General features: G+C 60.8%; 23 protein-coding genes and 1 pseudogene. 16 read left to right on the forward strand and 8 right to left on the reverse strand.

All coding sequences use genetic code 11. The features are described 5' to 3' along the window. Positions 1–107 precede the first annotated feature (107 nt). The 4 genes from FHT69_RS05750 (at position 108) to FHT69_RS05765 (ending at position 4,381) form a co-directional block, all read left to right on the forward strand. Positions 108–917 carry a transketolase gene (locus tag FHT69_RS05750; protein WP_047611614.1) on the forward strand — a complete coding sequence of 270 codons (810 nt, stop codon included), beginning with the start codon at positions 108–110 and terminating at the stop codon, positions 915–917. Next, positions 917–1,873 (forward strand): transketolase family protein, encoded by a 957-nt coding sequence (locus FHT69_RS05755; protein ID WP_047610117.1) that lies wholly within the window; start codon positions 917–919, stop codon positions 1,871–1,873. Before FHT69_RS05750 ends, FHT69_RS05755 begins: the two co-directional genes overlap by 1 nt. A 69-nt stretch (positions 1,874–1,942) precedes the next feature. After that, entirely contained in the window at positions 1,943–3,409 is a 1,467-nt protein-coding gene (locus tag FHT69_RS05760) for an FGGY family carbohydrate kinase (RefSeq protein ID WP_097630986.1), read from the forward strand. 21 nt (positions 3,410–3,430) lie between these two features. After that, positions 3,431–4,381, forward strand: a complete 951-nt coding sequence (locus FHT69_RS05765) for a sugar-binding transcriptional regulator (protein ID WP_047610113.1) — start codon at positions 3,431–3,433, stop codon at positions 4,379–4,381. 266 nt (positions 4,382–4,647) lie between these two features. Here the strand turns inward: FHT69_RS05765 and moaA are convergent, their stop codons facing one another. Further along, entirely contained in the window at positions 4,648–5,694 is a 1,047-nt protein-coding gene (gene moaA, locus FHT69_RS05770) for a GTP 3',8-cyclase MoaA (protein WP_047610111.1), read from the reverse strand. Positions 5,695–5,830: 136 nt separating this feature from the next. On the opposite strand from moaA, the gene FHT69_RS05775 reads away from it, so the two are divergent. Both FHT69_RS05775 and FHT69_RS05780 read left to right on the forward strand, forming a co-directional pair. Next, a complete protein-coding gene (locus tag FHT69_RS05775) occupies positions 5,831–6,205 on the forward strand; it encodes a gamma-butyrobetaine hydroxylase-like domain-containing protein (protein WP_047611612.1) in 375 nt (124 codons plus the stop codon). A gap of 54 nt (positions 6,206–6,259) precedes the next feature. Then, positions 6,260–7,450, forward strand: coding sequence for a low temperature requirement protein A (locus FHT69_RS05780; protein ID WP_097630984.1), 1,191 nt, complete (start codon positions 6,260–6,262; stop codon positions 7,448–7,450). Positions 7,451–7,559: 109 nt separating this feature from the next. Here the strand turns inward: FHT69_RS05780 and FHT69_RS05785 are convergent, their stop codons facing one another. Continuing rightward, positions 7,560–8,027: a MarR family winged helix-turn-helix transcriptional regulator gene (locus FHT69_RS05785; protein WP_028759204.1), complete on the reverse strand. Its 468-nt coding sequence runs from the start codon at positions 8,025–8,027 to the stop codon at positions 7,560–7,562. A gap of 47 nt (positions 8,028–8,074) precedes the next feature. On the opposite strand from FHT69_RS05785, the gene FHT69_RS05790 reads away from it, so the two are divergent. Continuing rightward, on the forward strand, positions 8,075–9,055 hold the full coding sequence (locus tag FHT69_RS05790; protein ID WP_097630983.1) for an alpha/beta hydrolase: 981 nt from the start codon (positions 8,075–8,077) through the stop codon (positions 9,053–9,055). 36 nt (positions 9,056–9,091) lie between these two features. Continuing rightward, positions 9,092–9,703 carry a pyridoxamine 5'-phosphate oxidase family protein gene (locus tag FHT69_RS05795; RefSeq protein ID WP_097594337.1) on the forward strand — a complete coding sequence of 204 codons (612 nt, stop codon included), beginning with the start codon at positions 9,092–9,094 and terminating at the stop codon, positions 9,701–9,703. 49 nt (positions 9,704–9,752) lie between these two features. On the opposite strand, the gene FHT69_RS05800 is transcribed toward FHT69_RS05795, so the two are convergent. Then, positions 9,753–10,820 (reverse strand): GGDEF domain-containing protein, encoded by a 1,068-nt coding sequence (locus FHT69_RS05800; protein WP_063475007.1) that lies wholly within the window; start codon positions 10,818–10,820, stop codon positions 9,753–9,755. Positions 10,821–11,167: 347 nt separating this feature from the next. Here FHT69_RS05800 and FHT69_RS34635 point away from each other — a divergent pair. Continuing rightward, positions 11,168–11,372, forward strand: a pseudogene (locus FHT69_RS34635) (hypothetical protein). 26 nt (positions 11,373–11,398) lie between these two features. On the opposite strand, the gene FHT69_RS05810 reads toward FHT69_RS34635, so the two are convergent. After that, complete coding sequence (locus tag FHT69_RS05810) at positions 11,399–13,006, reverse strand: fumarate hydratase (protein WP_097622377.1); 1,608 nt, start codon at positions 13,004–13,006, stop codon at positions 11,399–11,401. 246 nt (positions 13,007–13,252) lie between these two features. Here FHT69_RS05810 and FHT69_RS05815 point away from each other — a divergent pair, with 246 nt between their 5' ends. Continuing rightward, the gene (locus tag FHT69_RS05815) at positions 13,253–14,080 is read left to right on the forward strand and encodes an Ig-like domain-containing protein (RefSeq protein ID WP_028758852.1); all 828 of its coding nucleotides are present in this window, start codon (positions 13,253–13,255) and stop codon (positions 14,078–14,080) included. A 187-nt stretch (positions 14,081–14,267) separates the two neighbouring features. Here the strand turns inward: FHT69_RS05815 and fumC are convergent, their stop codons facing one another. After that, entirely contained in the window at positions 14,268–15,659 is a 1,392-nt protein-coding gene (gene fumC / locus FHT69_RS05820; protein ID WP_097594339.1) for a class II fumarate hydratase, read from the reverse strand. A gap of 91 nt (positions 15,660–15,750) precedes the next feature. Here fumC and FHT69_RS05825 point away from each other — a divergent pair, with 91 nt between their 5' ends. Both FHT69_RS05825 and FHT69_RS05830 read left to right on the forward strand, forming a co-directional pair. Beyond that, entirely contained in the window at positions 15,751–15,987 is a 237-nt protein-coding gene (locus FHT69_RS05825; protein WP_125853729.1) for a hypothetical protein, read from the forward strand. Between the two features lie 73 nt (positions 15,988–16,060). Next, complete coding sequence (locus FHT69_RS05830; protein WP_183905080.1) at positions 16,061–17,971, forward strand: murein L,D-transpeptidase; 1,911 nt, start codon at positions 16,061–16,063, stop codon at positions 17,969–17,971. Between the two features lie 146 nt (positions 17,972–18,117). Here FHT69_RS05830 and FHT69_RS05835 read toward each other — a convergent pair whose 3' ends face one another. Beyond that, a complete protein-coding gene (locus FHT69_RS05835; protein WP_174824473.1) occupies positions 18,118–18,834 on the reverse strand; it encodes an HAD family hydrolase in 717 nt (238 codons plus the stop codon). 246 nt (positions 18,835–19,080) lie between these two features. Between FHT69_RS05835 and rpiA the strand changes: the two genes are divergently transcribed. From rpiA to FHT69_RS05850, 3 genes are all read left to right on the forward strand, one after another. After that, a complete protein-coding gene (gene rpiA, locus FHT69_RS05840; protein WP_028758547.1) occupies positions 19,081–19,779 on the forward strand; it encodes a ribose-5-phosphate isomerase RpiA in 699 nt (232 codons plus the stop codon). Positions 19,780–19,794: 15 nt separating this feature from the next. After that, positions 19,795–20,358: a DUF2059 domain-containing protein gene (locus FHT69_RS05845; protein WP_028758548.1), complete on the forward strand. Its 564-nt coding sequence runs from the start codon at positions 19,795–19,797 to the stop codon at positions 20,356–20,358. 95 nt (positions 20,359–20,453) lie between these two features. After that, positions 20,454–20,738 carry an acylphosphatase gene (locus FHT69_RS05850; RefSeq protein ID WP_028758549.1) on the forward strand — a complete coding sequence of 95 codons (285 nt, stop codon included), beginning with the start codon at positions 20,454–20,456 and terminating at the stop codon, positions 20,736–20,738. Between the two features lie 34 nt (positions 20,739–20,772). On the opposite strand, the gene FHT69_RS05855 is transcribed toward FHT69_RS05850, so the two are convergent. Then, the gene (locus FHT69_RS05855) at positions 20,773–20,991 is read right to left on the reverse strand and encodes a hypothetical protein (RefSeq protein WP_028758550.1); all 219 of its coding nucleotides are present in this window, start codon (positions 20,989–20,991) and stop codon (positions 20,773–20,775) included. 248 nt (positions 20,992–21,239) lie between these two features. Between FHT69_RS05855 and gor the strand changes: the two genes are divergently transcribed. Continuing rightward, positions 21,240–22,628 (forward strand): glutathione-disulfide reductase, encoded by a 1,389-nt coding sequence (gene gor / locus FHT69_RS05860; RefSeq protein WP_132571955.1) that lies wholly within the window; start codon positions 21,240–21,242, stop codon positions 22,626–22,628. Between the two features lie 67 nt (positions 22,629–22,695). On the opposite strand, the gene FHT69_RS05865 is transcribed toward gor, so the two are convergent. Continuing rightward, positions 22,696–23,979: a pilus assembly protein TadG-related protein gene (locus tag FHT69_RS05865; protein WP_063475001.1), complete on the reverse strand. Its 1,284-nt coding sequence runs from the start codon at positions 23,977–23,979 to the stop codon at positions 22,696–22,698. Between the last annotated feature and the right edge of the window lie 99 nt (positions 23,980–24,078).

Genomic DNA, 24,078 nt, shown 5'->3' on the forward strand with positions numbered 1-24,078 from the left:
CAGGGTTTATGGACTTCGTGCGGCCGGTGTGCCGCTTAAAGGGCTTGACTAATCGGCTTCTTGTGCAAGAATATTGATAAATGAATATTTATGCACATGAGGAATCCATGAATACGATAGAACTCGAGCGGGTCGCTCGCGAGATTCGATTGCGCGATCTCCAGGCGGTCTTTGAAGCGGGCGCCGGCCATATTGGCGGGGAAATGTCGGTCATCGACATTTTGACAGCCCTCTATTTTCGTGTGCTGAATGTTTGGCCCGATCAGCCGAAGCACCCCGACCGCGACAGGTTCGTTCTTTCGAAGGGGCATACTGCATGCGCTCTGTATGTGACGCTCGCAAAACGCGGCTTCATTCCGGAGGACGAGATATCCACCTTTCTGCAGCCGCATTCGAGGCTGAACGGACATCCAAATTGCAACAAGGTTCCTGGCGTCGAAACGAATACCGGGCCGCTCGGCCACGGTCTTCCTGTCGCAATAGGAATGGCGAAAGCTGCCAAGCTCTCGGGCGCGAAATATCACACCTACGTCGTCACCGGCGACGGTGAGATGCAGGAGGGCTCCAACTGGGAAGCGATCATGGCGGCCGCGCAGTTCAAGCTCGATAACTTGACGCTGGTCATCGACCACAACAGGTTCCAGCAGGGCGCAGCCCTAGCTGAAACCAACGATCTCGCGCCGCTTCGTCCGAAGCTTGAAGCTTTCGATTGGGAGGTCACCGAGATCGACGGCAACAATATGAGCGAAGTCGTTTCGGCCCTCGAACACCGGGGATCGAGACCGCATTGCATCGTGGCCCATACCAACAAGGGGCATGGAATCTCGTTCATGCAGGACCGGGTCGACTGGCACCACAAGGTGCCGAACAAGGAACAATACGAAATCGCATTGGCAGAATTGTCGGAGGCATTGTAATGAACGCGCCAATACACGCACCCAAGCTCTACGATTGCCGCGACGCATTCGCCTCTACGCTTGAGCGGCTGGCAGCCGAAAACGAAACGATCGTCGCCGTCTGCAACGACTCCGTCGGTTCCTCCAAGCTCGGCGGCTTCAAGGCGAAGTTTGGGGAGCGCCTCGTCAATGTCGGTATCGCCGAGCAGAACATGGTCGGAGTTGGAGCAGGCCTCGCCAACGGCGGACGCCTTCCGTTCGTCTGCGCCGCCGCTCCATTTCTAACGGGACGGTCGCTGGAGCAAATCAAGGCCGATATTTCGTATTCGAACGCCAACGTCAAACTGGTCGGCATTTCCTCTGGAATGGCGTATGGCGAACTCGGCCCGACCCATCACTCGATCGAAGATTTCGCCTGGACGCGGGTTTTGCCTAATCTTCCGGTCATTGCGCCTTGTGACCGCATCGAAACAGCTGCTGCGGTGGAGTGGGCCGCGGCCTACAACGGCCCCTGTTTCCTGCGCCTGTCTCGCGTCGGTGTGCCGGATCTGCTCCCGGAGGGTCACAAGTTCGAACTTGGCAAGGCAAACCTCCTTCGCCAGGGTTCTGACGTCACCCTTATCGCAAACGGTACTTTGACTCATCGAATTCTGAAGGCTGCCGAGATCCTCGCAGAACGCGGCATCAACGCCAGGGTGCTCAACCTTGCAACGGTTCGTCCGATCGACGAGGACGCCATCATCGCTGCGGCGAAGGAAACCGGAGCGATCGTCACAGCCGAAGAGCATTCGATTTTTGGCGGTCTCGGGTCCGCGGTAGCCGAAGTGGTGGTCGACAATGCTCCGGTTCCGATGAAACGTCTCGGCGTTCCCGGCGTCTACGCTCCAACCGGTTCGGCGGAGTTTCTGCTCGACGAATTCGGGATGGCGCCGTCCGCGATCGCCGACGCCGCGCAGTCGCTGATCAGGCGCAAGTAACTGGGATCACGTGATCGGCCGGGACGCTTATTTGTCGTCCCGGCTGCCGTCTGATCCGAGGAGGATAGAATGCGGGCAATTCTGGCAATCGACCAGGGCACCACCAATTCGAAGGCAGTTGTCGTTTCCGAAAAGGGAGAAATTGTCGGCAGAGGTTCGGCTCCAGTCGGCATCGCCTATCCGAAGCCGGGCTGGGTCGAACAAGACCCACGCCGGCTCTACGCATCCGTCTGCGAGGCGATCGACGCCTGCCTGAAGGCCGCTCCCGACGTGGTTATCGAGGCCGTGGCGATTTCCAATCAGCGCGAGTCGGTCACGGCCTGGGACGCCGAAACGGGCGAACCACTTGGACCGGTGGTGAGCTGGCAGTGCCGTCGAACGGCACAGGATTGCGAACGTCTCATTGCCGAAGGCCACCTTGATCGCGTGCAGGCGCTCACAGGCCTGCCACTGGATCCGATGTTCCCGGGTTCGAAATTCCGATGGCTGCTCGACCGTATGCCGGCCGGGCGATCGGTGCGGCTGGGAACGATCGACAGTTGGCTCGTCCACTGCCTGACGGGTGGTCGCCGGCATGTCTGCGATGCTTCCAATGCCGCCAGGAGTCAGTTGTTCGATCTCCAGGAGCAGAGATGGAGCGAGGAACTGGGCGAGATTTTCGGCGTCGATATCGCACTCCTGCCCGAGGTGCTCGACAGTTCCGCCGAATTCGGCAGGACGCAAGGATTGCCAGGCGTGCCGGATGGAACGCCCATAATGGCCGCGATCGGAGACAGCCATGCTGCGCTGTTCGGTCATGGCGCATTCAAGCCGGGTGATGGCAAGGTAACCTTTGGAACCGGCTCTTCGGTGATGACGACGCTTGCGCGATTTATTCCCCCACGCAACGGCGTCACAACGACCGTGGCATGGCGTATCAAGGGAAAGCCGACGTTCGCTTTCGAAGGCAATATTCTCGTTTGCGCTGCCAGTCTCCCCTGGATGGCAGGCATTCTCGGCCTTTCGGACGTGGCGGCCCTTGTCGAACTTGCGGCAAGCGCCGAACCGGGCGGACCGGGCTTCGTGCCAGCATTCGTGGGATTGGGCGCGCCCTATTGGAACTCCGACGCCCGTGCCCTGTTCTCCCAGATCAATTTCAATACGACACGTGCGCAAATGGCGCGGTCGGTAACCGATTCGATCGCCTTCCAGGTGCACGACGTGATCGCAGCCATGCGAGCGCAAAGCGGCGGCGAGCTCGGGGCCCTCTATGTCGATGGCGGACCGAGCCAGAACCGATTCCTAATGCAGTGTGTCTCGAACCTCATCGAACATCCCGTGATCCAATGCGAAGCACCCGAGGCGTCGGCTTTGGGAGCTGCATATCTTGCGGGTCTCTCACTTGGCTTGTGGAGAGATCTCCCTGTTATCGCAGAGCTGCCCCGCAGCTCACAGATCATTGACCCGGAACCCGTGGATCGAGCGGTGCTTCTGGATAGCTGGAATGATGCACTTGCCCGCTCGACGTCACGCATTACAACGGCTAATGATGAATAAAAATTCACTCCAGGATTAGCGATGACTCGCCTCAACGAACTCCGCCTCATCTCAAGGGTCGCCCAGATGTACCACTTGGAGGGACGGCGACAGGCGGAGATCGCACAGCACCTTCGCCTGTCGCAGGCGACGGTGTCGCGCATGCTCAAGCGCGCCGAGGCTGAAGATATTGTGCGAACCAGCGTGACACCCCCCGCTGGCACCTACAGTGAGCTCGAGGGCGCTCTTCGCGAGAAATATGATTTGCCGGAGGCGATCGTCGTCGAGTGCACGGAAGATCGGGACGGAGCCATCATGGCCCGTATCGGAGAGGCAGCGGCTCATCTCCTGGAGGTGACGCTTGCGCCAGGGGAGATCATCGGCGTTTCGAGTTGGAGCCAGACCATCTCCAAGATGGTCGAGAACATTCATCCCCTGAAGAGCGCTCAGGCGAAGTACGTCGTCCAGACCCTTGGAGGCATGGGCGATCCTTCAGTGCAGACGCATGCGACGCAGCTTACCACGCGGCTTGCGCGGCTGACTGGCGCCGAACCGAAACTGCTCCCTGTGCAGGGCGTTACGACGTCCAGAGAGGCAAAGCTTCTTATGCAGGCCGACCCGTTCGTCCGCGAGACGATGGATCTGTTCGGCAGCATAACGCTTGCGATCGTCGGAATCGGGGCAGTCGAACCTTCCGAACTTCTCGCACGGTCCGGCAACATCTTTTCGTCTCGCGAACTGTCCGATCTCGCGGAAGCGGGAGCCGTCGGCGACATCTCGCTTCGCTTCTTCGATAGAAACGGCAAGCCGGTCAAGACACCCCTTGATGATCGGGTCATAGGGCTTCCACTTGAGGATCTCGAACGGGTGGACCGGGTCATTGCACTTGCCGGCGGGACCAAAAAGACGGACGCTATCGCCGGTGCGCTCCGCGTAGGCGTCATCGACATGCTTGTTACGGACAAGTTTACCGCGCAGCGATTGATCGACTGACAGGGCGGAGAGAAGCGCAGCGCCTGGTCGAGGTCGTGGATGGCGACCAGCATGATCATACCTTTGGTGCGGGCCAGACGGTGCCCGGATATCAACCCTTCCTCCCTCATTCCTGTGCTCGTCACAGGAATCCAGCCACAGCGCGTCGGCGCCGTGAATGACTCCCTACAGCAAGTGCGTTTTCCGCGCCCAGGGACTTGGGCGTACTGGATTCCTGTGACGAGCACAGGAATGCGGGCGGGTGGGGTGCGTACTACCCCTATTTTTCACCCACCGGTGACACTCATATGCCGGGCCACGGCCGGGCGGTTATGCGTGCGGTCGATGATGAAGTCGTGGCCTTTGGGTTTGCGGGTGATGGCCTCGTCGATGGCGGCGTGGAGGAGGGCGTCGCCTTCGGTGGCGCGCAGGGCTGCGCGCAGATCGGCGGCGTCGTTCTGGCCGAGGCACATATAGAGCGTACCGGTGCAGGTGAGGCGCACACGGTTGCAGCTCTCGCAGAAATTATGGGTCATCGGTGTGATGAAGCCGAGGCGGCCGCCGGTTTCTTCGACCCGGACATAACGCGCCGGGCCGCCGGTCTGGTAGTCGATGTCGGCAAGGGTGAACTGCTCCTCGAGATCGGCGCGCAGTTTCGAGAGCGGCAGGTACTGGTCGGTGCGGTCTTCCTCGATCTCGCCCATCGGCATGGTTTCGATGACGGTCAAATCCATGCCGCGGCCATGGGCGAAGCGCAGAAGCTCCGGCATCTCGGCATCGTTGAAATCCTTCAGCGCCACGGCGTTGAGTTTGATCTTCAGCCCTGCCTTTTGAGCTGCGTCGATGCCTTCCATGACTTTGGCGAAATCGCCCCAGCGGGTGATCTTGCGGAACTTGTCGGGATCGAGCGTATCGAGCGAGACGTTGATGCGGCGCACGCCGCAATCATAAAGCTCCTCGGCGTGGCGGGAAAGCTGCGAGCCGTTGGTCGTCAGCGTCAACTCGTCGAGGCCGGAACCGATCTTCTGGCCGAGCTGGCGCACCAGATACATGATGTTCTTGCGCACCAGGGGCTCGCCGCCGGTCAGCCTGATCTTGCTGACACCCTTGGCGATGAAGGCGGAACAGAGCCGGTCGAGCTCTTCCAGCGTCAGGAGATCCTTCTTCGGCAGGAAGGTCATATTCTCAGCCATGCAATAGGTGCAGCGGAAATCGCAGCGGTCGGTGACGGAGACGCGGAGATAGGTGACCGCCCGCCCGAAGGGGTCGATCATAGGGTGCGCACCTGCCACCAGCGGCGATGCATTGCCTATCGTTCCAACTCTAGTGTTCACCTGTATCTCCGTACTCCAGTCAATGTGGGCATATGCTATTGTCGCGTCAAGGGAAACAGGTCGCGTGCGCATGCCAATTTCAGCTTGCGCTGAAAAAGATCAGCGCCTACTCCTCGCATGAGAAGAGGACAAAATGATGAGCGATATCTGGCCAACGGAACTCCGCGTCTCGAAAGACCGGCAGCGGCTGGTGGTGACCTTCAACGACGGTCAGAGTTTCGACCTGTCGGCCGAGCTCCTGCGCGTGCTGTCGCCCTCGGCCGAGGTTCAGGGCCACGGGCCGGGGCAGAAGGTGACGGTATCAGGCAAACGCAATGTCGCGATCATCTCGATGATGCCGACCGGCAATTACGCAGTCCGCATCGGCTTCGACGACATGCACGATACCGGCATCTACACCTGGACCTATCTGCGCGAACTCGGCGAACGGGGCGCTGAGCTGTTTTCGGCCTACGAGGACGAGCTGAAGGAAAAGGGCATGAACCGCGACACGGCCGAAAAGCCGCGCTGAGGGGCGCCGTTATCACTCTCAATCCACGCATAATTCCAGCCATCGGGGGGCCATATGGCGAAGACGAACGGAAAGAACTGGCTGCGCGCCAAAGGGAGTGCTGCCGGCAGCAAGGTGACCTTCCTCGAACTGTTCTTCGACCTGGTCTTCGTCTTTTCGATCTCGCAGCTTTCGCATGCGCTCGCCGCCCACTACACGCCGCTCGGCGCCGCCGAGGCAGCGCTGATGACCTTCGCCGTCTGGTGGGTGTGGATCTTCACCGCCTGGGTGACGAACTGGCTCGATCCGGACAAGATGCCGGTGCGCGGCATGCTGGTGGCGCTGATGATGCTCGGTCTGCTGCTGTCTGCCTCGATTCCCGAGGCCTTCGGCGACAAGGGGCTGTTGTTTGCCGGCGCCTATGTGGCCATGCAGGTCGGGCGCTCGCTGTTTACGACCTATGCGATGACGCGCGTCGATCGCGCCAACACATTGAATTTCGTCCGCATCACCACCTGGCTGGTGGTTGCCGGGGTCTTCTGGATCGCCGGCGGGCTGCTCGAGCACGAGGCCCGGCTGATCGCCTGGGTGATCGCGCTTACGATCGAATATATCGGGCCGGCCGCGGGCTTTGCCGTGCCGGGGCTCGGCCGCTCGACGGCGCGGGATTGGGACGTTTCGGGTGCGCATATGGCCGAGCGCTGCGCGCTCTTCGTCATCATCTGCCTCGGCGAAGCGATTCTCGTTTCCGGACGCACCTTTTCGGAGCTGCCGTTTTCGGGGCTGACCAGCATTGTCTTCGTCATCGCCTTCATCGGCACGGTCGCCATGTGGTGGCTGTATTTCCGCTTCGGCCACGGCCGTGCTGCCCACCGCATCGAACATGAAGAGACGCCGGGCAGCTTGGCGCGGCAGGCCTTCACCTATGGGCATATTCCGATCCTTGCCGGCATCATCGTCCATGCGGTGGCCGTCGAGTTCATGTTCTCGCATCCGCATGAGACCGGCGATCTCGGCATCGCCGCGGCGGTGCTTGGCGGCTCCGGCCTGTTCCTGATCGGCAATCTCTGGTTCAAGGGCGCGACCAGCGGGCAGTTGCCGTTGTCGCATCTGGCCGGGCTGGTGCTTGTGATCCTGCTTGCCTTCGCAGCCCCCTTCATCGAGGTCTATTTGCTGGGCATTCTGGCGACGCTGGTGCTGATCATCGTTGCTGCCTGGGAGTACCGCTCGCTGGCCGGCACGACGGCAGCACCGACGCTGCATTGATCATCAAGCGCTCGCATCGAACTTGGTTCATGCGAGGCGCTTTAGGTCTTGGTTTTATGCATGTCGTCTTCCCAAAACCGCTGCACACTTTTGGGCGACATGCATTCGTCTAATCGTCGTCGCGCAACTCCTTGAGCAGCATGGCGATGATACGCTCCATCGAGGTGGCGGTCGCCATGCATTGCTCGATCGGCTCTTCCGAGAGCGTGCGCTCGATGAGATCGGTCTGGATCGCCATCGCTGCCTCAGTCAGCTTCCGGCCCTCCGGCGTCAAATGAAGGCGCAGCACGCGCTTGTCGCGCTCGTCGCCGCGTCGTTCGATCAGCCGGCGGTGTTCCATCTGCGGCAGCAGCATGCTCATGTTCGAGCGGCCGACCAGCAGCTTGCGCGCCAGCTCCTGCTGCGAGATTCCTTCGAAACGATAGATGTTGACCAGGATATCGAGGTGCGGCGGCTTGATGTCGAGATCGGCAAGCGAGCGGGACAGCGTTTGCTGCATCAGCTGACAGGCACGCGCCACCGCGATCCAGCTGCGAAAACGCGGATGATCCCAGGGAAGGGATTGATTTTTGTTCATCGTTGTACTTTATTGTTCAGTGTTGAACAGTCTTTTGGAATCTCACTATGGCAAACTTTGCGCTTGACGTCACCCGCCTCGCGTTTTCGGCCCTTCAGGCAGTTTCGGCTGACCTGGCAGGCAGAGCGGCATTCCAGCTGTTCTGCCGGACGCCATCGCCAATCCCGAAGGGAGCCAAGGCGAAGATGGCGCATGCAGCGGGAGCGGCTAGGCTTGCCGGCGCCGAACACTTCACCCTCAAGCTTGCAGGCGGGCGAGGGGCGCATGCCTATCGGCTGAACGGCGGGGCGAGGGGCAAGCGCAAACGCTATCTGGTGACGCATGGCTGGGGATCGAGCGCCGCCTATATGGCAGAGCTCGTCTCGATGCTTGCGGCATCAGGCGCCGAGGTCGTGGCGCTCGATTTTCCCGGCCACGGCCGTTCGGGCGGACGGTTCCTGCATATGGGGCTGGCGGTCGAGACGATCGCGGCGGCGGAGGCGCGTTTCGGCGCCTTCGATGCGGCAATCGGTCATTCCTTCGGCGGTGCGGCGCTGATGGTGTCGGCGGCAGGCTTGCTGCCTGGCGTGGCGCCTCTAACCGGCGAGCGCCTGGCGCTGATCGGCGCGCCCAGCGAAATGGGCTGGTTGTTTACCGATTTCGGCGGGATGATCGACCTTCGCCCGGCGGCGCAGGCGGCGCTGGGGAATGAGGTTTACCGTGTCACCGGACGGAGACTGGAGGATTTCGACGCCGGGGAGGCGGCCGGCGCGATCGGCCGGCCGGTGCTCGTCATCCATGCCGAGGATGACAAGGAGGTGTCGTCGCTCCATGCCAGGCGCTATGGCGCGGCCGGAAAGAGCGTCCGGCTTTACTGGGCGAACGGCTTCGGTCACCGGCGCATCATCGGCGCCGCGCCGGTTCTTGCGGCGATCGCGGCGTTTCTCGATGGCGATCGGGACGTGGGTGATGCGGCGGACGAAAGCATCAAAAAAGATGCAGAGATCATTCCGTTTTTTGAGCTTCCGGCAAGGCGCGCGGCATTGTAGCGTCCGTCCTGATATCAAGCCGCGGCGGGACGCCTCATGAAAATCATCAGCAGCATCGAAGAGCTCAACACGATCTATGGCGCCGGGCTTTCGCCGGCCTCGGTCAGCAAGGTGACGAAGCAATTGACCCCGCTTTATCGGGAGATGATCGAGATCTCACCTTTCGCGGCGCTTGCGACAGTCGGCCCCGAGGGTCTCGACTGTTCGCCGCGCGGCGATCTCGGTGGCGTCGTGCGCGTCGTCGACGACGAGACGCTGCATTTGCCGGACTGGCGCGGCAACAACCGCGTCGATTCACTTTCCAACATCGTGCGCGATCCACGTCTGGCGTTGATGTTCCTGATTCCCGGCTCCAATACGACGATGCGCATCAACGGCCGCGGTGTCGTCTCCGACGATGGGACGCTGCTTTCGAGCTTCGAAATGGACGGCAAACACCCGCGCACCGTCGTGGTGATTTCGATTGATGAGGTCTATTTCCAATGCGCGCGCGCCGTGATGCGGGCCGAGCTCTGGAATGGAGAGCACTTCGCCGATCCGGCGAAGCTGCCGACGCCCGGGCAGATGCTGAAGGCGGCGGTCGGCGATTTCGATCAGGAAACCTACGACCGGGAATGGCCGGGGCGGGCGGCGAAGACGATGTGGTAAAGCCGCCGTCACCTTATGGTGACAGCGTGCACACGGTGCGGAATTCCCGTCAGGTCTTGTAGATCAGCCAGCTCTTGGTGAAATCCTTCTGCATGCCGTCCTGATAGAGGATGGTGCAGTTGCGGCCGGCATTCTTGGCGCCGTAAAGCGCGATGTCGGTCTTGCTGTAGAGTTCGCCGGCATCGTCGGCGCTTGAGGCCATGCAGATGCCGATCGAGACGGTGACCGGACCGTAATTCACCCGCGTGCGGGAATTCTTGAAGGGCGTCGTCTCCAGGGTGCGGCGAATGCGCTCGGCGATTGCGATGACTTCCTCGGGCGTGTTGCCGTCGATGATGAGGGCGAATTCCTCGCCGCCGGTGCGGGCGACGAAGATGTCGCGGCGGACATTACTGCGGATGACGGAGGCGACGGTGGCGAGCACCTTGTCACCGACCGGATGGCCGTAGGTGTCATTGATCTTCTTGAAATTGTCGATGTCGCAAAGCAACAGCGCCGTCACCGGCCGCATGCCCGGATTGTCGAAGACGGCGGCGAGGCGGTCGTCGAAGGCGCGGCGGTTGGAAAGGCGCGTCAGCGAGTCGGTGTTGGCGATGCGCTTGTATTCGTCGAGTTCCTTGCGGACCTGGTCCATTTCCTGCGAGCGCTGGACGACATCCTCAACGGTGCGTTCGCCATGCGCCATGGTGTCGCCGGTCGCCTGGCTGAGGAGATCGATGGCGTTTTCGATCAGTTCGACGCTGGCATTGCTCTTGGACGTGATGCGCTTGTGGGTCTCGCCGAGCAGCCTGGTATAGCTTTCGAGCGAGTTCTGCTCCTGCCTGAGGATGCGCAACAGGCCGTCGAGTTCGCCAGCAAGACGCGTATGAGCGTCGTCGAAGATGCGGGCGGGACTGTGGGTGAAATGCTGCGCACCGAGCGCATCGAGCTCGGCCTGGGTCACCTGGCTGCCGAGCGCAGCAAGTTCGCGGGTGAGCGCCGGGTTGGACCCGATATAGGCCTCATAGAAGAGTTCGTAATTGCGCGGTATCGGCGCAACGCCCATGGAGCGCATGGCATAGGTGATCTGACCCGCAACATCGGGAACCGGCACCTTGGGCGCGACAGCCGTATTCATCCGGCGAACTCCTCATATATTCAAAGGCAATATTCTGTTTGTTAGCTTAAATTTCTTGGGAAAAGATTAAAGCGATATATACCAAAGATTACATACGACAAATGCCCGATGGGTCAATACTTCGATCAGGCCTATGATTCTCCACGGAAAAACGTATCTTCGGCGGGACAATGCATACCCGCTTTGCGGGAGCGGTGTCTAAAAAACTTACAGTTCTTCTTTGCGTGGAATCGTATTCATCTTGTCGACAGTTGGTTTTGGCCGTTTCGTATTTTGGTCCCGGCATTTCGGGGCGACATTTTCTGGCAGTGGACGCGATCGCAACGCGCAGACCGGGACGTGAGATCATGGAAACGCGCCCTCATGTTTCTTTCGCAATTCTGACCTTCACCGCCGTCGCGGCTGGCGCCCTGCTGCTGGAGCACACCGGCTTCTTCGCCGGTGCTTTCCGCAGGGAGATTTGGCAAGGGTCGATGCCGGGATGTGGTCAGTATCAGCGAGGCGGTGACGGCGCCGAACATCAGGGCATCGAATAAGGCGTCGGCACGATAAAGCAGGCTGCAACGCAGCCCGCCCGGTCAGCCCAAATTCAGTTCCTGGAAAAAGTCATTGCCCTTGTCGTCGATGACGATGAAGGCGGGGAAGTCTTCGACTTCGATCTTCCAGACCGCTTCCATGCCGAGTTCGGGATATTCGAAGACTTCGACCTTGCGGATACAGTCCTGGGCAAGACGGGCGGCGGGGCCGCCGATCGAACCCAGGTAGAATCCGCCGTGTTTCTTGCAGGCCTCGCGCACGGCGCGCGACCGGTTGCCCTTGGCGAGCATCACCATCGAGCCGCCGAAGGACTGGAACTGGTCGACGTAACTGTCCATCCGGCCGGCCGTCGTCGGGCCGAAGGAGCCGGAGGCGTAGCCGGCAGGCGTCTTGGCCGGGCCGGCATAATAGACGGGGTGGTTCTTCAGGTAATCGGGCATGCCTTCGCCCTTTTCCAGCCGTTCGCGGATCTTGGCATGGGCAAGATCGCGGGCAACGATGATGGTGCCGGTCAAGGACAGGCGCGTCTTGACGGGATGCCGGGAGAGTTCGGCAAGCACCTCGGCCATCGGCCGGTTGAGATCGATGCGCACCGTCGATTCCGACAGTTTCGCCTCGTCGATCTCGGGCATGTATTTCGACGGATCGCTTTCCAGCTGCTCGATGAAGATGCCGTCGCGGGTGATGCGACCCTTGGCCTGGCGGTCGGCGGAACAGGAGACACCGAGCCCGATCGGCAGCGACGCGCCGTGGCGGGGCAGGCGGATGACACGCACGTCGTGACAGAAATACTTGCCGCCGAACTGGGCGCCGACGCCCATCTGCTGCGTCAGCTTATGGATTTCCTTCTCCATCTCGATGTCGCGGAAGGCATGGCCGCTCTCGGAACCTTCGGTTGGCAGCGCGTCGAGATAGCGTGTAGAGGCGAGCTTGACGGTTTTCAGGTTCATCTCGGCCGACGTGCCGCCGATGACGATCGCCAGATGGTAGGGGGGACAGGCTGCCGTCCCTAACGTCAGGATCTTCTCCTTAAGGAAGTCGATCATCCGGTCATGCGTCAGCAGCGAGGGCGTGCCTTGGTAGAGAAAGGTCTTGTTGGCCGAGCCGCCGCCCTTGGCGACAAAGAGGAATTCATAGGCGTCGGTGCCTTCCTCATAAATGTCGATCTGGGCCGGGAGGTTATTCCTGGTATTCTTCTCCTCGAACATCTTGATGGGCGCGAGCTGCGAATATCGCAGGTTCTTCTTCTCGTAGGCATCCATGACACCGCGGGCCAACGCTGCACTATCCTCGCCCTCGGTCCAGACCCTGCGGCCCTTCTTGCCCATAATGATCGCCGTGCCGGTATCCTGGCACATAGGCAGCACGCCGCCGGCGGCGATATTGGCGTTCTTCAGCAGATCGTAGGCGACGAAACGATCATTGTCCGTCGCTTCCGGGTCATCGAGAATCGCGGCGAGCTGCTTCAGGTGGCCGGGGCGCAGCAGGTGGTTGATATCTGCAAAGGCGGTTTCGGCCAGCAGGCGGATGCCTTCCGGCTCGACGGTCAGAATCTCCTGGCCCTTGAACGTATCGACCGAGACATGGTCGCCGCTGATCTTGCGGTAGGGGGTGGCATCCTTGCCGAGCGGGAAGAGATCGTCAGCCATCGAAGTGACCTTTCTGGTAGGGCGTCGCTAAATTGGAACCGGTCTAAATCCGCTGCAGCGCAAATGCAATCGGGATACGGTCGCAGTCCCGCCGGTCGAGGCCATGGTCGCATATGTTTTCGCTGCCGGCGCGTAACGAGGTGAAATAGCGAAAAAGGCACGAGCTTCCGTTAAAGACGACTCAAAGTTGCCTTCGGTTCGCAGCCAGTCCATATTCCCGGCCGCGTTAACTTGCTGGAGCTTCCGATGACGAATGCAAAGCCAACTGCTAACGACGACCTCCGCATTTTCTTCGAGCACGACTGGATCCGAGGTGACTTGCTCCCCAATGACAGCGATCCCGAGGGATCGACGCTTTATCTTCGCTTTTTCGACGGTGTGCGCGTCGACGCGAAACATGGGCTCGCCCAGGAAACCATCATAAGAGGGGACTATGGAACCTTCACCGTGCGGCCGGACGGCCATTTCGAGTACGAGCTGGATTTTACGCTCGACGTGGTGAAGAACCTGCGGGCGCACGAACAACTGATCGAAGAAATCCGCTACAAGATCTCCGATGGCGCAGGCGGCACGGATGTCGGGGTTCTGACGCTCGCGATCGACGGCGTCAATGAAGAGGACAAATATCACGAAGTCCTCGATTTCGACGATATGGGCGTCACATCAAGGGCAGATAATTTCTTCCTCCCTGACTATCGGGGCTTTGCGCTCTCTGTGAACGGCAGTCATGAACTGACGCTTCTGAACGGTTATGTCTATGATACCATCCCGGGCGTCGACGCCATCACCGAGGATGGTTTCAGCGACACCGTTCTAGCCCCGGGTTCGGCGCCCGTCGTCTTGAAAATGCTCGATGGCGGTGAGTTCACCTTTCAGAGCGTTTCCATCGCCGAATTGTCGGCATCGCCCTTTCACCTGACGCTCACCGCGCTGAACGACGGCTTGATCGTCTATCAGCAGGAACTTGAGGTCACCGGCCCCAATCTCGAGGTCAATCTCGAAGACATCGAAGAAATCCGGTTCGACTTCATGGGCAATTCTGTCGTGATGGACAATTTTTCGCTGTTGGTTTGACGTTTCCCAGGTTTGCCGTGAGTTGCTCCCCCGGCAGGGCAGGCATGCGAAAGTGGGGTTTTCATCCGCTTTGGCAGGAGATTTCGGAGGGCGCTCCACTCATCCTCACTCAATTCTTGTGACATCGCTTGGGCAAAGCCCGAGGAAGGGAATGAGTGAGGGGAGCGGACAGGCCTTCTCAACCGTCCTACTTCGGCCCAATCATCGTTTCCGGCCGCACGATCGCGTCATACTCCTCCGATGTCACCAAGCCGCTCGCAAGTGCCTCTTCCTTCAGCGTCGTGCCGTTCTTGTGCGCCGTCTTGGCGATCTTGGCCGCCGCGTCGTAGCCGATCTTCGGGGCGAGTGCGGTCACCAGCATCAGCGAGCGTTCGAGGCCGGCCTTGATATTGTCCTCGCGCGCCTCGATGCCGACGACACAATTGTCGGTGAAGGAGACGGCGGCGTCGGCGAGCAATTGCACCGACTGCAGGAAATTATAGGCCATCATCGGATTGTAGACGTTGAGCTCGAAATGGCCCTGGCTGTCGGCGAAGGTCAGCGCCGCGTTGTTGCCGAAGATATGAATGCAGACCTGGGTCAGCGCCTCGCACTGGGTCGGATTGACCTTGCCGGGCATGATCGAGGAACCGGGCTCGTTTTCCGGCAGTGCCAGCTCGCCAAGGCCGGCGCGCGGGCCGGAACCGAGCAGGCGGATGTCGTTGGCGATCTTGAAGAGAGCGGCAGCCGCCGCATTGATGGCGCCATGGGAAAAGACCATGCTGTCATGCGAGGCGAGCGCCTCGAATTTGTTCGGCGCGGTGACGAAGGGCATGCCTGTGATGGCGGCGATCTCTTCGGCGACCTTTTCGGCAAAACCCACCGGCGCGTTGAGGCCGGTACCAACGGCAGTACCGCCCTGGGCCAGTTCGCAGAGGCCGGGCAGGGTCATTTCGATGCGCTTGATGGCGGAGCCGACCTGGGCGGCGTAACCCGAAAACTCCTGGCCGAGCGTCAGCGGCGTCGCGTCCTGGGTGTGGGTGCGTCCGATCTTGATGATGTGGCTGAATTCGGTGACCTTCATGTCGAGGGCGGCATGAAGGTGCTTGAGGGAGGGTAGCAGCTGGTGCGCAATCCGTTCGGCGCAGGCAATGTGCATCGCCGTCGGATAGGTGTCGTTCGACGACTGGCTCATATTGACGTGATCGTTCGGATGCACCGGCTTCTTGGAACCCATGACGCCGCCAAGCATTTCTATTGCGCGATTGGAGATCACTTCATTGGCATTCATATTGGACTGCGTGCCCGAACCGGTCTGCCAGACCACCAGCGGAAAATGCTCGTCGAGCTTGCCGTCGATCACTTCCTGGGCGGCATCGACAATGGCTTGGCCGAGGGCAGGATCGAGCTGGCCGAGCGACATGTTGGCGCGGGCGGCCGCCTGCTTGACGATGCCGAGTGCCCGCACGATCGACAGCGGCTGCTTTTCCCAGCCGATCTTGAAATTGCCGAGCGAACGCTCGGCCTGGGCGCCCCAATATCGGTCGGCGGCGACCTCGATCGGGCCAAAAGTATCGGTTTCGGTGCGGGTTGCGGTCATCGGCCTTGCCTTCCCTTTACATGCTGTTTTCGGGCATCTTCGAAAGATGAGGTCTTATAGGTTGGAAAGTCCGACAAGAAAACCGGATGCCGTGCGAAATATTGAAGATGACAGTCATGTTTGCGCGGGCTTTTCGGCGTGCCTTTTAGGCCACTTCGGAAATTTTATGCGTCCGGGCGTTTTTGCCCCACTGGTCTGTGGCCGAAAATTCGGTAAAAAATTAACTAATAATTTCATAATTTTGTGTGAACTGCTGCACGGCGCCGTGCAGGACCTCCGTCACACAAAATTGAGTCCGCCGGCGCTGGCGGCGCAGGCCGGTTTCTGATCAATGAGGCCCTACGCTGCTTGAGTTTCGCGGGATTTGATCTGAGAACAGCATGACCGGGACTGGAAGATATATGACGTTCGTTTTGAAAAGCGCGGCATCCGCATTGGCAATTTCCTGCGGCATAGCAGTGATGAGTGCCGCACCCGCGCATGCTTACACACTGATGGACATGCTGCGCGGCGACAGGCAGCGGAGCCAGAGCACCATCTTCATGGATCAGGCGCCCGGCCGACCGGTGCCGCGCGGCGCCGTCGGGGGCTCGCTCGGCGGGCTCGACCCGGAAGCGCCGCTGCCGAAGGTGAGTGGTCCGCGTTATTATACTTATAAAACCGAGACGCTGCAGCTCGTCGATACCGGCAAGTTCGCCGATCCCGTCGTCACCGGCGCGGTCGCCGATGTTTCGGCAAGCGGCGATGCCGGCGCCGAACCTGCGGTGCAGCGGCGTTTCCTGGCGCAGGCCAAGGTGCGCGCCAATGCCGACGTCGCAAAAGCGCTCGAAGCCTATTATGGCGACAGCCGCAATCCGCTCGTCTGGGTCGAAGGCAACCAGATCAACGACCGCGCGAAGGCGGCGATGACGGCACTTGCCGATGCGGCCTCCGTCGGTCTCGACCCTGCCGACTACGCCGTCCAGACGCCGGCGATCGACCCGGCCAATCCCGATCCCGCCTTCCGCGACCGGGCGCTGACGCAGTTCGAGCTAGAACTCTCCGCCAAGGTCCTTGCCTTCGTGCAGGACACGGAGCGCGGCCGCATCGATCCGAACAAGATCTCCGGCTATCACGACTTCCAGCGCAAGGTCGTTAACCTGACGCCGGTGCTGAAGCTTGCCCGCATGAGCCCCAATGTCGGTGCCTATATCGCCAACCGCTCTCCCGACAGTCCGCAGTTCCAGGCGTTGAAGACGGAGCTTGCAAAGCTTCGCGCCGCTGACGGCGGCAACGAGGAACAGATCGTCGTTTCGCTCGACAAGCTGCTGAGACCCGGCGACAGCTCGCCCGAGATCGCCAATATCGTCAAGGCGATCGGCAAGCACGGTTCCGAGACGCTCAGGACGGATCACGCGGCAACGCTTGCTGCTTACGCAGGCGGCATCGACTATTCGCCTGACATCGTTGCGCTGGTCGAGGATTTCCAGAAGGAGCGCGGCTTGAAGGCCGATGGCGTCATCGGCCAGGCGACGGTGCGCGCCATGACCGGCGGCGACACCAATGCCTCGAAGATCGACAAGCTGGTCGTCGCCATGGAGCAGGCGCGCTGGCTGCCGGAGGATCTCGGTTCCCGCTACGTCATGATCAACCAGCCGGCCTACATGGCCTACTACCACAATGACGGCAAGGAACAGCTGTCGATGCGCGTGGTGGTCGGCGGCAAGAACAACCAGACCTATTTCTTCGATGACGAGATCGAGACGGTGGAGTTCAACCCGTTCTGGGGCGTGCCGCAATCGATCATCATCAATGAGATGCTGCCGAAGCTGCGCTCGGATCCGAACTATCTCGACCAGCTCGGCTATGAGGTCGAGGTGAACGGCCATGCCGTCGCCTCATCCAGCGTCGACTGGTACGGCTCGACCGACAACGTCTCGGTGCGCCAGCCGCCGAGCAGCGACAATGCGCTCGGCGAACTGAAGATCCTGTTCCCGAACAGCCACGCGATCTACATGCACGACACGCCGTCGAAGAGCTTCTTCAAGCGCGATATGCGGGCTCTCAGCCACGGTTGCGTGCGCCTTGCCAATCCGCGTGCGATGGCGGCCGCCGTGCTCGGCACGACGGTTGACGACGTCGCCAAGCAGATCGCCAATGGGCAGAACCATGCTGTGCGCGTGCCGCAGAGGATCCCGGTCTACGTCTCCTACTTCACCGCCTGGCCGAACAAGGACGGTGTGGTGGAATATTTCGACGACGTCTACGGCCGCGACGCCTATGTCGACAAGGCCTTCGAGGCGACGACCAAGGCGCGTGGGGCGCAGATTTGACCTAGGTTTCTATCGGTATTTTGGCGGGCGGTCTTCGGGCCGCCCGTTTTGTTTTGGCGGTGAGCACGGAAACAAAGTCAAAGTAGAGAGGGCGTGCCGTGTGGCACCCCCTCTGGAGGAATGGCGGAGGCGAGTGAGCGATCGCCTCAGACCGCAACCTTCGCCGCGAAATCGCGGATCAGCATCTCGACCAGTTCCGTCGTCAGCTCATCGAAATGGGTGATGATGTGGTCCGGTCCCAGCGTGTTCACCGGCACGTCGGAATAACCGAACGGCACGGCAATCGACGGAACGCCAGCGTTTCCGGCGACGGCGATGTCGTTGACGCTATCGCCGATCATCACGGCGCGGGCGATGTCGCCGCCGGCGCGGTCGATGGTGCCGGTGAGGTGGCGGGCGTCGGGTTTGCGGTATTCGAAGGTGTCGCCGCCGGTGATGGCGTCGAAATATCGGGTGAGCTCAAGCTTGTCGAGGAGACCGAGCGCCAGGCTTTCCATCTTGTTGGTGCAGACGGCGAGTCGGTAACCCTGTGATTTGAGCCGGTCCATGGCGGCGACCAGGCCGGGATAGGGCTGAGTACGGCCGGGCATGTTGCCGGCATAATGGGCGACGAAGCGCTCGACCAGCGGCGGCAGAGCATCGCTTTCAAGCGGATGGCCGCGCAGCCGGCAGGCGCGCTCGATCATCACGCGCGCGCCCTGACCGACGAGGTGGGTGAGATCGTCATAGCTGACGGGTTCGAGGTCGAGGGCTGCGATCGTATGGTTCAGACTCTCGACCAGATCCACATGGGTGTCGAGAAGCGTGCCGTCGAGATCGAAGACGACAAGCGCCGGGCGAGTGGGGGCAGGGGTCAAGGGCATGTCTCTTTGAGGGATGGATCGTCCTGAGATACAAAGGATCGTCCCGGGGAGCGACGGGGTCGCCCCGGGAACGACAGCTCGTTCCTGGGGTAGGCGATCGCGCGGCGGAAAGCAACGTCCAGCAATGGTCGCGAGGGCCGCAGGCATCTGTTTCGGCTTTTCATTTTCCGTGATGATTTTGACTTTCGTTTGCCAGGCGAGCCGTGTAAACAGCACATCCAACGCAATAATCGGAGCTGGCGGCGCATGGATGCCCGCGAAATGAAGATCAAGGCCGCCGAGGCCGCACTCGCTCATGTCGAAAGCGGGATGCGTCTCGGGATCGGCACCGGCAGCACGGCGGAGGAATTCGTTCGGCTGCTGGCAGAGAAGGTCGCTGGCGGCTTCAAAGTCGAAGGCGTTCCGACGTCGGAAAGGACCGCGCGGCTTTGCGTCGAACTCGGCGTACCGCTGAAGTCGCTTGACGAACTGCCGGCACTCGACTTGACGATCGATGGCGCCGACGAGGTCGATGCGGGGCTGAGACTGATCAAGGGCGGCGGCGGCGCGCTGCTGCGTGAAAAGATCGTCGCGGCCGCCTCCGAGCGAATGATCGTCATTGCCGACGAGAGCAAGCTGGTCGAGACGCTCGGCGCCTTCGCGCTGCCGATCGAGGTCAATCCGTTTGGGCTCGTCTCGACGCGGATCGCAATTGAGAAGGTCGCGGCCCGGCTTGGTCTTTCTGGTGAACTTAATCTGCGCCAGTCCGGTGACGGAGAGTTTACCACCGATGGCGGCCATCACATCATCGATGCATCTTTTGGCCGCATTCCTGATGCAGAGGCGCTTTCGAGCGAGCTGAATTCCATACCCGGCGTCGTTGAACACGGGCTCTTTATCAATATGGCGGCACTTGCGATCATTGCCGGTCCTGCGGGTGTGCGCACACTGCAGGCAAACAGATAACAGGAGCATATACTCATGATGAACATTGCAGGTCTTGGCCGTTTCGCCGCTGCGACCGTCGTTCTTTCCGGGCTTGCCTTCGGCTCTGCCGTCAAGGCGCAGGAGGTCTCCGAGGAGCAGCTGAAGGCGTCTCGCGCCGCGATCGACGCCATCGGCGCCACTGCCCAGTTCGACAACATCCTGCCTGGTCTCGCCGAGCGCCTGAAGGCCGGCCTGATCCAGGATTCGCCGAACTACCAGGACGTTATTTCCTCGACGGTCGACGCGCAGGCGCTGAAGCTGGCGCCGCGCCGTGGCGATCTGGAGAAGGAAGCAGCACTCACCTATGCCAAGACCTTTACCGTCGACGAGCTGAAGGCGATCGCCGATTTCTATAATTCCGACGTCGGCAAGAAGCTGCTGCGCGACGGCCCTGTCGCCTCGCGCGAGACGGCGAAGGCTGCCGACATCTGGGCGCAGGGCATTTCCCGCGATCTGGAAAAGCAGAGCAATGCCGAGCTTTCCAAGGTCATCAAGGCGCCGCCGCCGGCAACCGACAGCCCGGCCGCTCCGGCTCCCGCACCGGCAGCCCAGCAGTAAAGCCTGTCCCACCAAACTTGCGAAAGCCCGGCATCGTCCGGGCTTTTTTGCTATGATGCCGCAAATGCCGCCGGCGAGGTTTTAGGTGACTGCAGATGTCCGATCATGACAAGGCTGTCCGAGTGCGGATATCCGGCAAGGTCCAGGGTGTCGGTTTTCGCATGTGGACGCGCGATGAGGCGGTGCTCCTCGGTCTGACCGGCTGGGTACGCAATGAACAGGACGGGACCGTCGTCGCGTTGATCGCGGGACCGGATATCGCCATCGCGACAATGATCGAACGTCTCAGGCGGGGACCCGCGGGAGCGTCGGTTTCAGGCGTCGAAACGGAAGCAGCTAAACTCGAGACGACGCTGGCGGATTTCCGGATCACCCGCTGACAACGGCGATATCTGAAGAATACTCCCTGGCCGCTCAGCCCCAAGCATCCGAGTTCTTTGCCAGTTGCCACACACCCGTCTCATCCGGTTCCACGCGCTTGTTGCCGCGATAGAAGATCGGCAGCCCTGTTCTCTTGTCCATCGCGAACCGGCTTGGCGTAAATTTCTCATTCTCGTGGCCCTGGGTGGCGAGCCCGAGCGCTTCCTTGAATTTGCCGGCCTTGCACAGGTTGGCGAAGAGAGTCTGATCCATCTTTTGCTCCGGCATGCTTTCTATATCCCGTGGATTGCGTGCCAGCCCGAGGCGGCTGGGTCAACCGTAAACCGTGGCCGGGTCAACCGCAAACGGTGACGGGATCAACCGTAACGGTGACCGGATTGACCATTTGCCGCGAAGATTCGGCGATGGGAACGGGATGACGCAGGAGCGGGCTTTTGTTTTCGTGACGATCGCTCCTATATCAGGAACATCCTTCCTGCGATTCCCTCCCGGAGCTCCTCATGTCTTCCTACGACTACGACCTTTTCGTCATCGGCGGCGGTTCCGGAGGCGTACGTGGCGCGCGTGTCGCTGCCTCGCTCGGCAAGAAAGTGGCGATCGCCGAGGAATACCGCTATGGCGGCACCTGCGTCATCCGCGGCTGCGTGCCGAAGAAGCTCTTCGTCTATGCCTCGCAGTTCCACGAGCATTTCGAGGATGCGGCAGGCTTCGGCTGGACGGTCGGCGAGAGCAGCTTCGACTGGAAGAAGCTGGTGGCGGCCAAGGATGTCGAAATCGCCCGGTTGGAAGGTCTCTACAAGAAGGGGCTCGCCGGCGCCAATGCCGAGATCTTGGAAACGCGCGCCGAACTCGTCGATGCCCATACGGTGCGGCTGCTGAAGACTGGGCAGACGGTGACCGCAAAGACGATCGTGATTGCCACCGGCGGACGGCCGAACCCGCATGCGGCCCTTCCTGGTCACGAGCTCTGCATCTCCTCCAACGAGGCCTTTCATCTCGAAGAACTGCCGAAATCGATCGTGATCGCTGGCGGCGGCTATATCGCCGTCGAATTCGCCAATATCTTCCATGGGCTTGGCGTCGAGACGACGCTGATCTATCGCGGTGCCGAGATCCTGTCACGCTTCGACGAGGATCTGAGACGCGGGCTGCACGAGGCAATGGTCGCCAAGGGCATCCGTATCCTCTGCCACGACATGCTGCAGAAGGTTTCGAAGGGTGAGGACGGCGGCCTCATTCTGGAGACACTGAACAGCGGCACGCTGCAGGCCGGCGTCGTAATGTTGGCGCTCGGGCGCGATCCGAATACGGAAGGCCTCGGTCTAGAGGCGGCCGGTGTCGCCGTCGACGAACGCGGCGCCGTTATCGTCGATGAATATTCCCGCACCAATGTCGAAAACATCTATGCGCTCGGTGATGTCACCAATCGGGTACAGCTGACGCCGGTGGCGATCCACGAAGCGATGTGCTTCATCGAAACCGAATACAAGAACAATCCGACCCGGCCGGACTACGAGCTGATCCCGACCGCCGTCTTCTCACAGCCGGAGATCGGCACCGTCGGTCTTTCGGAAGAGGAGGCGGGCAAACGTTATGGCGAACTCGAAGTCTATCGCGCCCAGTTCCGGCCGCTGAAGGCCACACTGTCCGGCCGGGCCGAGCGGATGATCATGAAGCTGATCGTCGATGCGGCGAGCCGCAAGGTCGTCGGCGCCCATATCCTCGGCCACGATGCCGGCGAAATGGCGCAGCTGCTCGGCATCACGCTGAAGGCTGGCTGCACCAAGGACGATTTCGACCGGACGATGGCTCTGCATCCGACGGCCGCCGAAGAGCTCGTCACCATGTATGCGCCGAGCTATCGGATCCGCGACGGCAAGCGGCTTTAGGCCGCGAGGGGCTTTAGCCCTGCATGTCGTCGACCCGGAGCCGCGGCTCACTTCCGGGCGGCATGGATTAGCTGGTGATGCGGGGAGCGCGGATGACCTTGAGGAAGAGCGCTTTCATCGCATCGGCGATACCTTGGGTCGGCGTCACCTCGAAATAGAGGCCGGGCGAGGCACATGCCTGCATCTTCGTCGGAATCTCGCTCTGGAAGGGACTGATCCATTTGTTGTACCAGTCGTTGGTCGGCAGCGGCAAATAGGTGGTGTAGAGCACGGCGATCTTGACGCCGCGATCCTTCAGCGGTTTGCAGAAGGAGGTGTCGATCGGTTCCTGACAGCGGCCGCCGGTGGTCTTCTTGGTGCATGTCGACGGCTTGTAGCTGTCGCCGACGCCATCGGAAACGAAGAAGAGGATCTTTTCAGGGCTGATATTCGACGTGCCGTCACCGGCCGGATCGATGATGGTATTCATCTGCGTCAGGGCGCTGTCGAAGCTGGTGAGCTGGTCCTGGTTGTAGTTCTGGTAGGGAATGGTCATCAGGTCGACGGCGTCGGTGTAATTCTTCACCTTCGTCAGATCGGAGGTTGGGCTGGAGATCGTCGTCAGCTTGGCGTCCTCAGCCTTGGTGCCGAATGTATAGACGCCCATGCGGAATTGGTCGCTGCTGACGCGTTCGGTCTTGGCCGTATCGGTCAGCGCCTGGGTTGCCTGGCGCACGACGTCGATGCGCATGGCGACGCCGAGGCTCTTGGCGATGGTGTAGTTGTTGGTGCTCTGGTCCATCTGATGGCAGGCGAAGGCGCAGCCTGTTTTAGCCTGCAGCTTGGAAACATCGGTCGCGGTGGCGCCGACGCCCATGGACGGCGTGTTGTCGAGCAGGATGTAGAAATCCATGAAAGCGGCGGTTTGATATTCCGCCGTCGCGGCGCCCGAGATCGTGATCGAGTCCCGACCGAGGATGCGCATGAAGGTGGTGGGCACGGTCGCGCTGAAGGAAACCTTCGAATTCAGCTTGTTGGCGGTCTTGGTGACGTCGATGCCGAGATCGACGTGAACGTCGGTCAGCTCCCCGGACATCTGGGACATGAAGATGTTGCGGGCATCGTCCTTGCCGAGCGAGATCGTGCCGTTGCCGCTCATCGTCATGGCGGCGGCGACCGCGCCGGATTTTTCGGCGATCGAACCGACGGCGGCGGCGTCGGCGGCGGCGAAAAGCTGTGTCCTCAGGCTGAGCGCGTGGGCGAAATCAACCGCCATGCCGGCAGCACCGAAGAGCGGCACCGCCAGCAGCGCCGTCATGATGCCGAAATTGCCCGAGCGGTCCGATATGAAACCGGACGGAAGGATCGCCATGCCATTACCCCGATGTTGAAACTCTCACCGGTTCTACATGGAAAGTCTAAAATATGGGGAAATCGACATGGTATATGCTGGTTTAACTGGAGAATGGCG

The organism is Rhizobium sp. BK008, assembly GCF_014197345.1.
In the GTDB taxonomy this organism is placed as follows: Bacteria; Pseudomonadota; Alphaproteobacteria; order Rhizobiales; family Rhizobiaceae; genus Rhizobium; species Rhizobium anhuiense.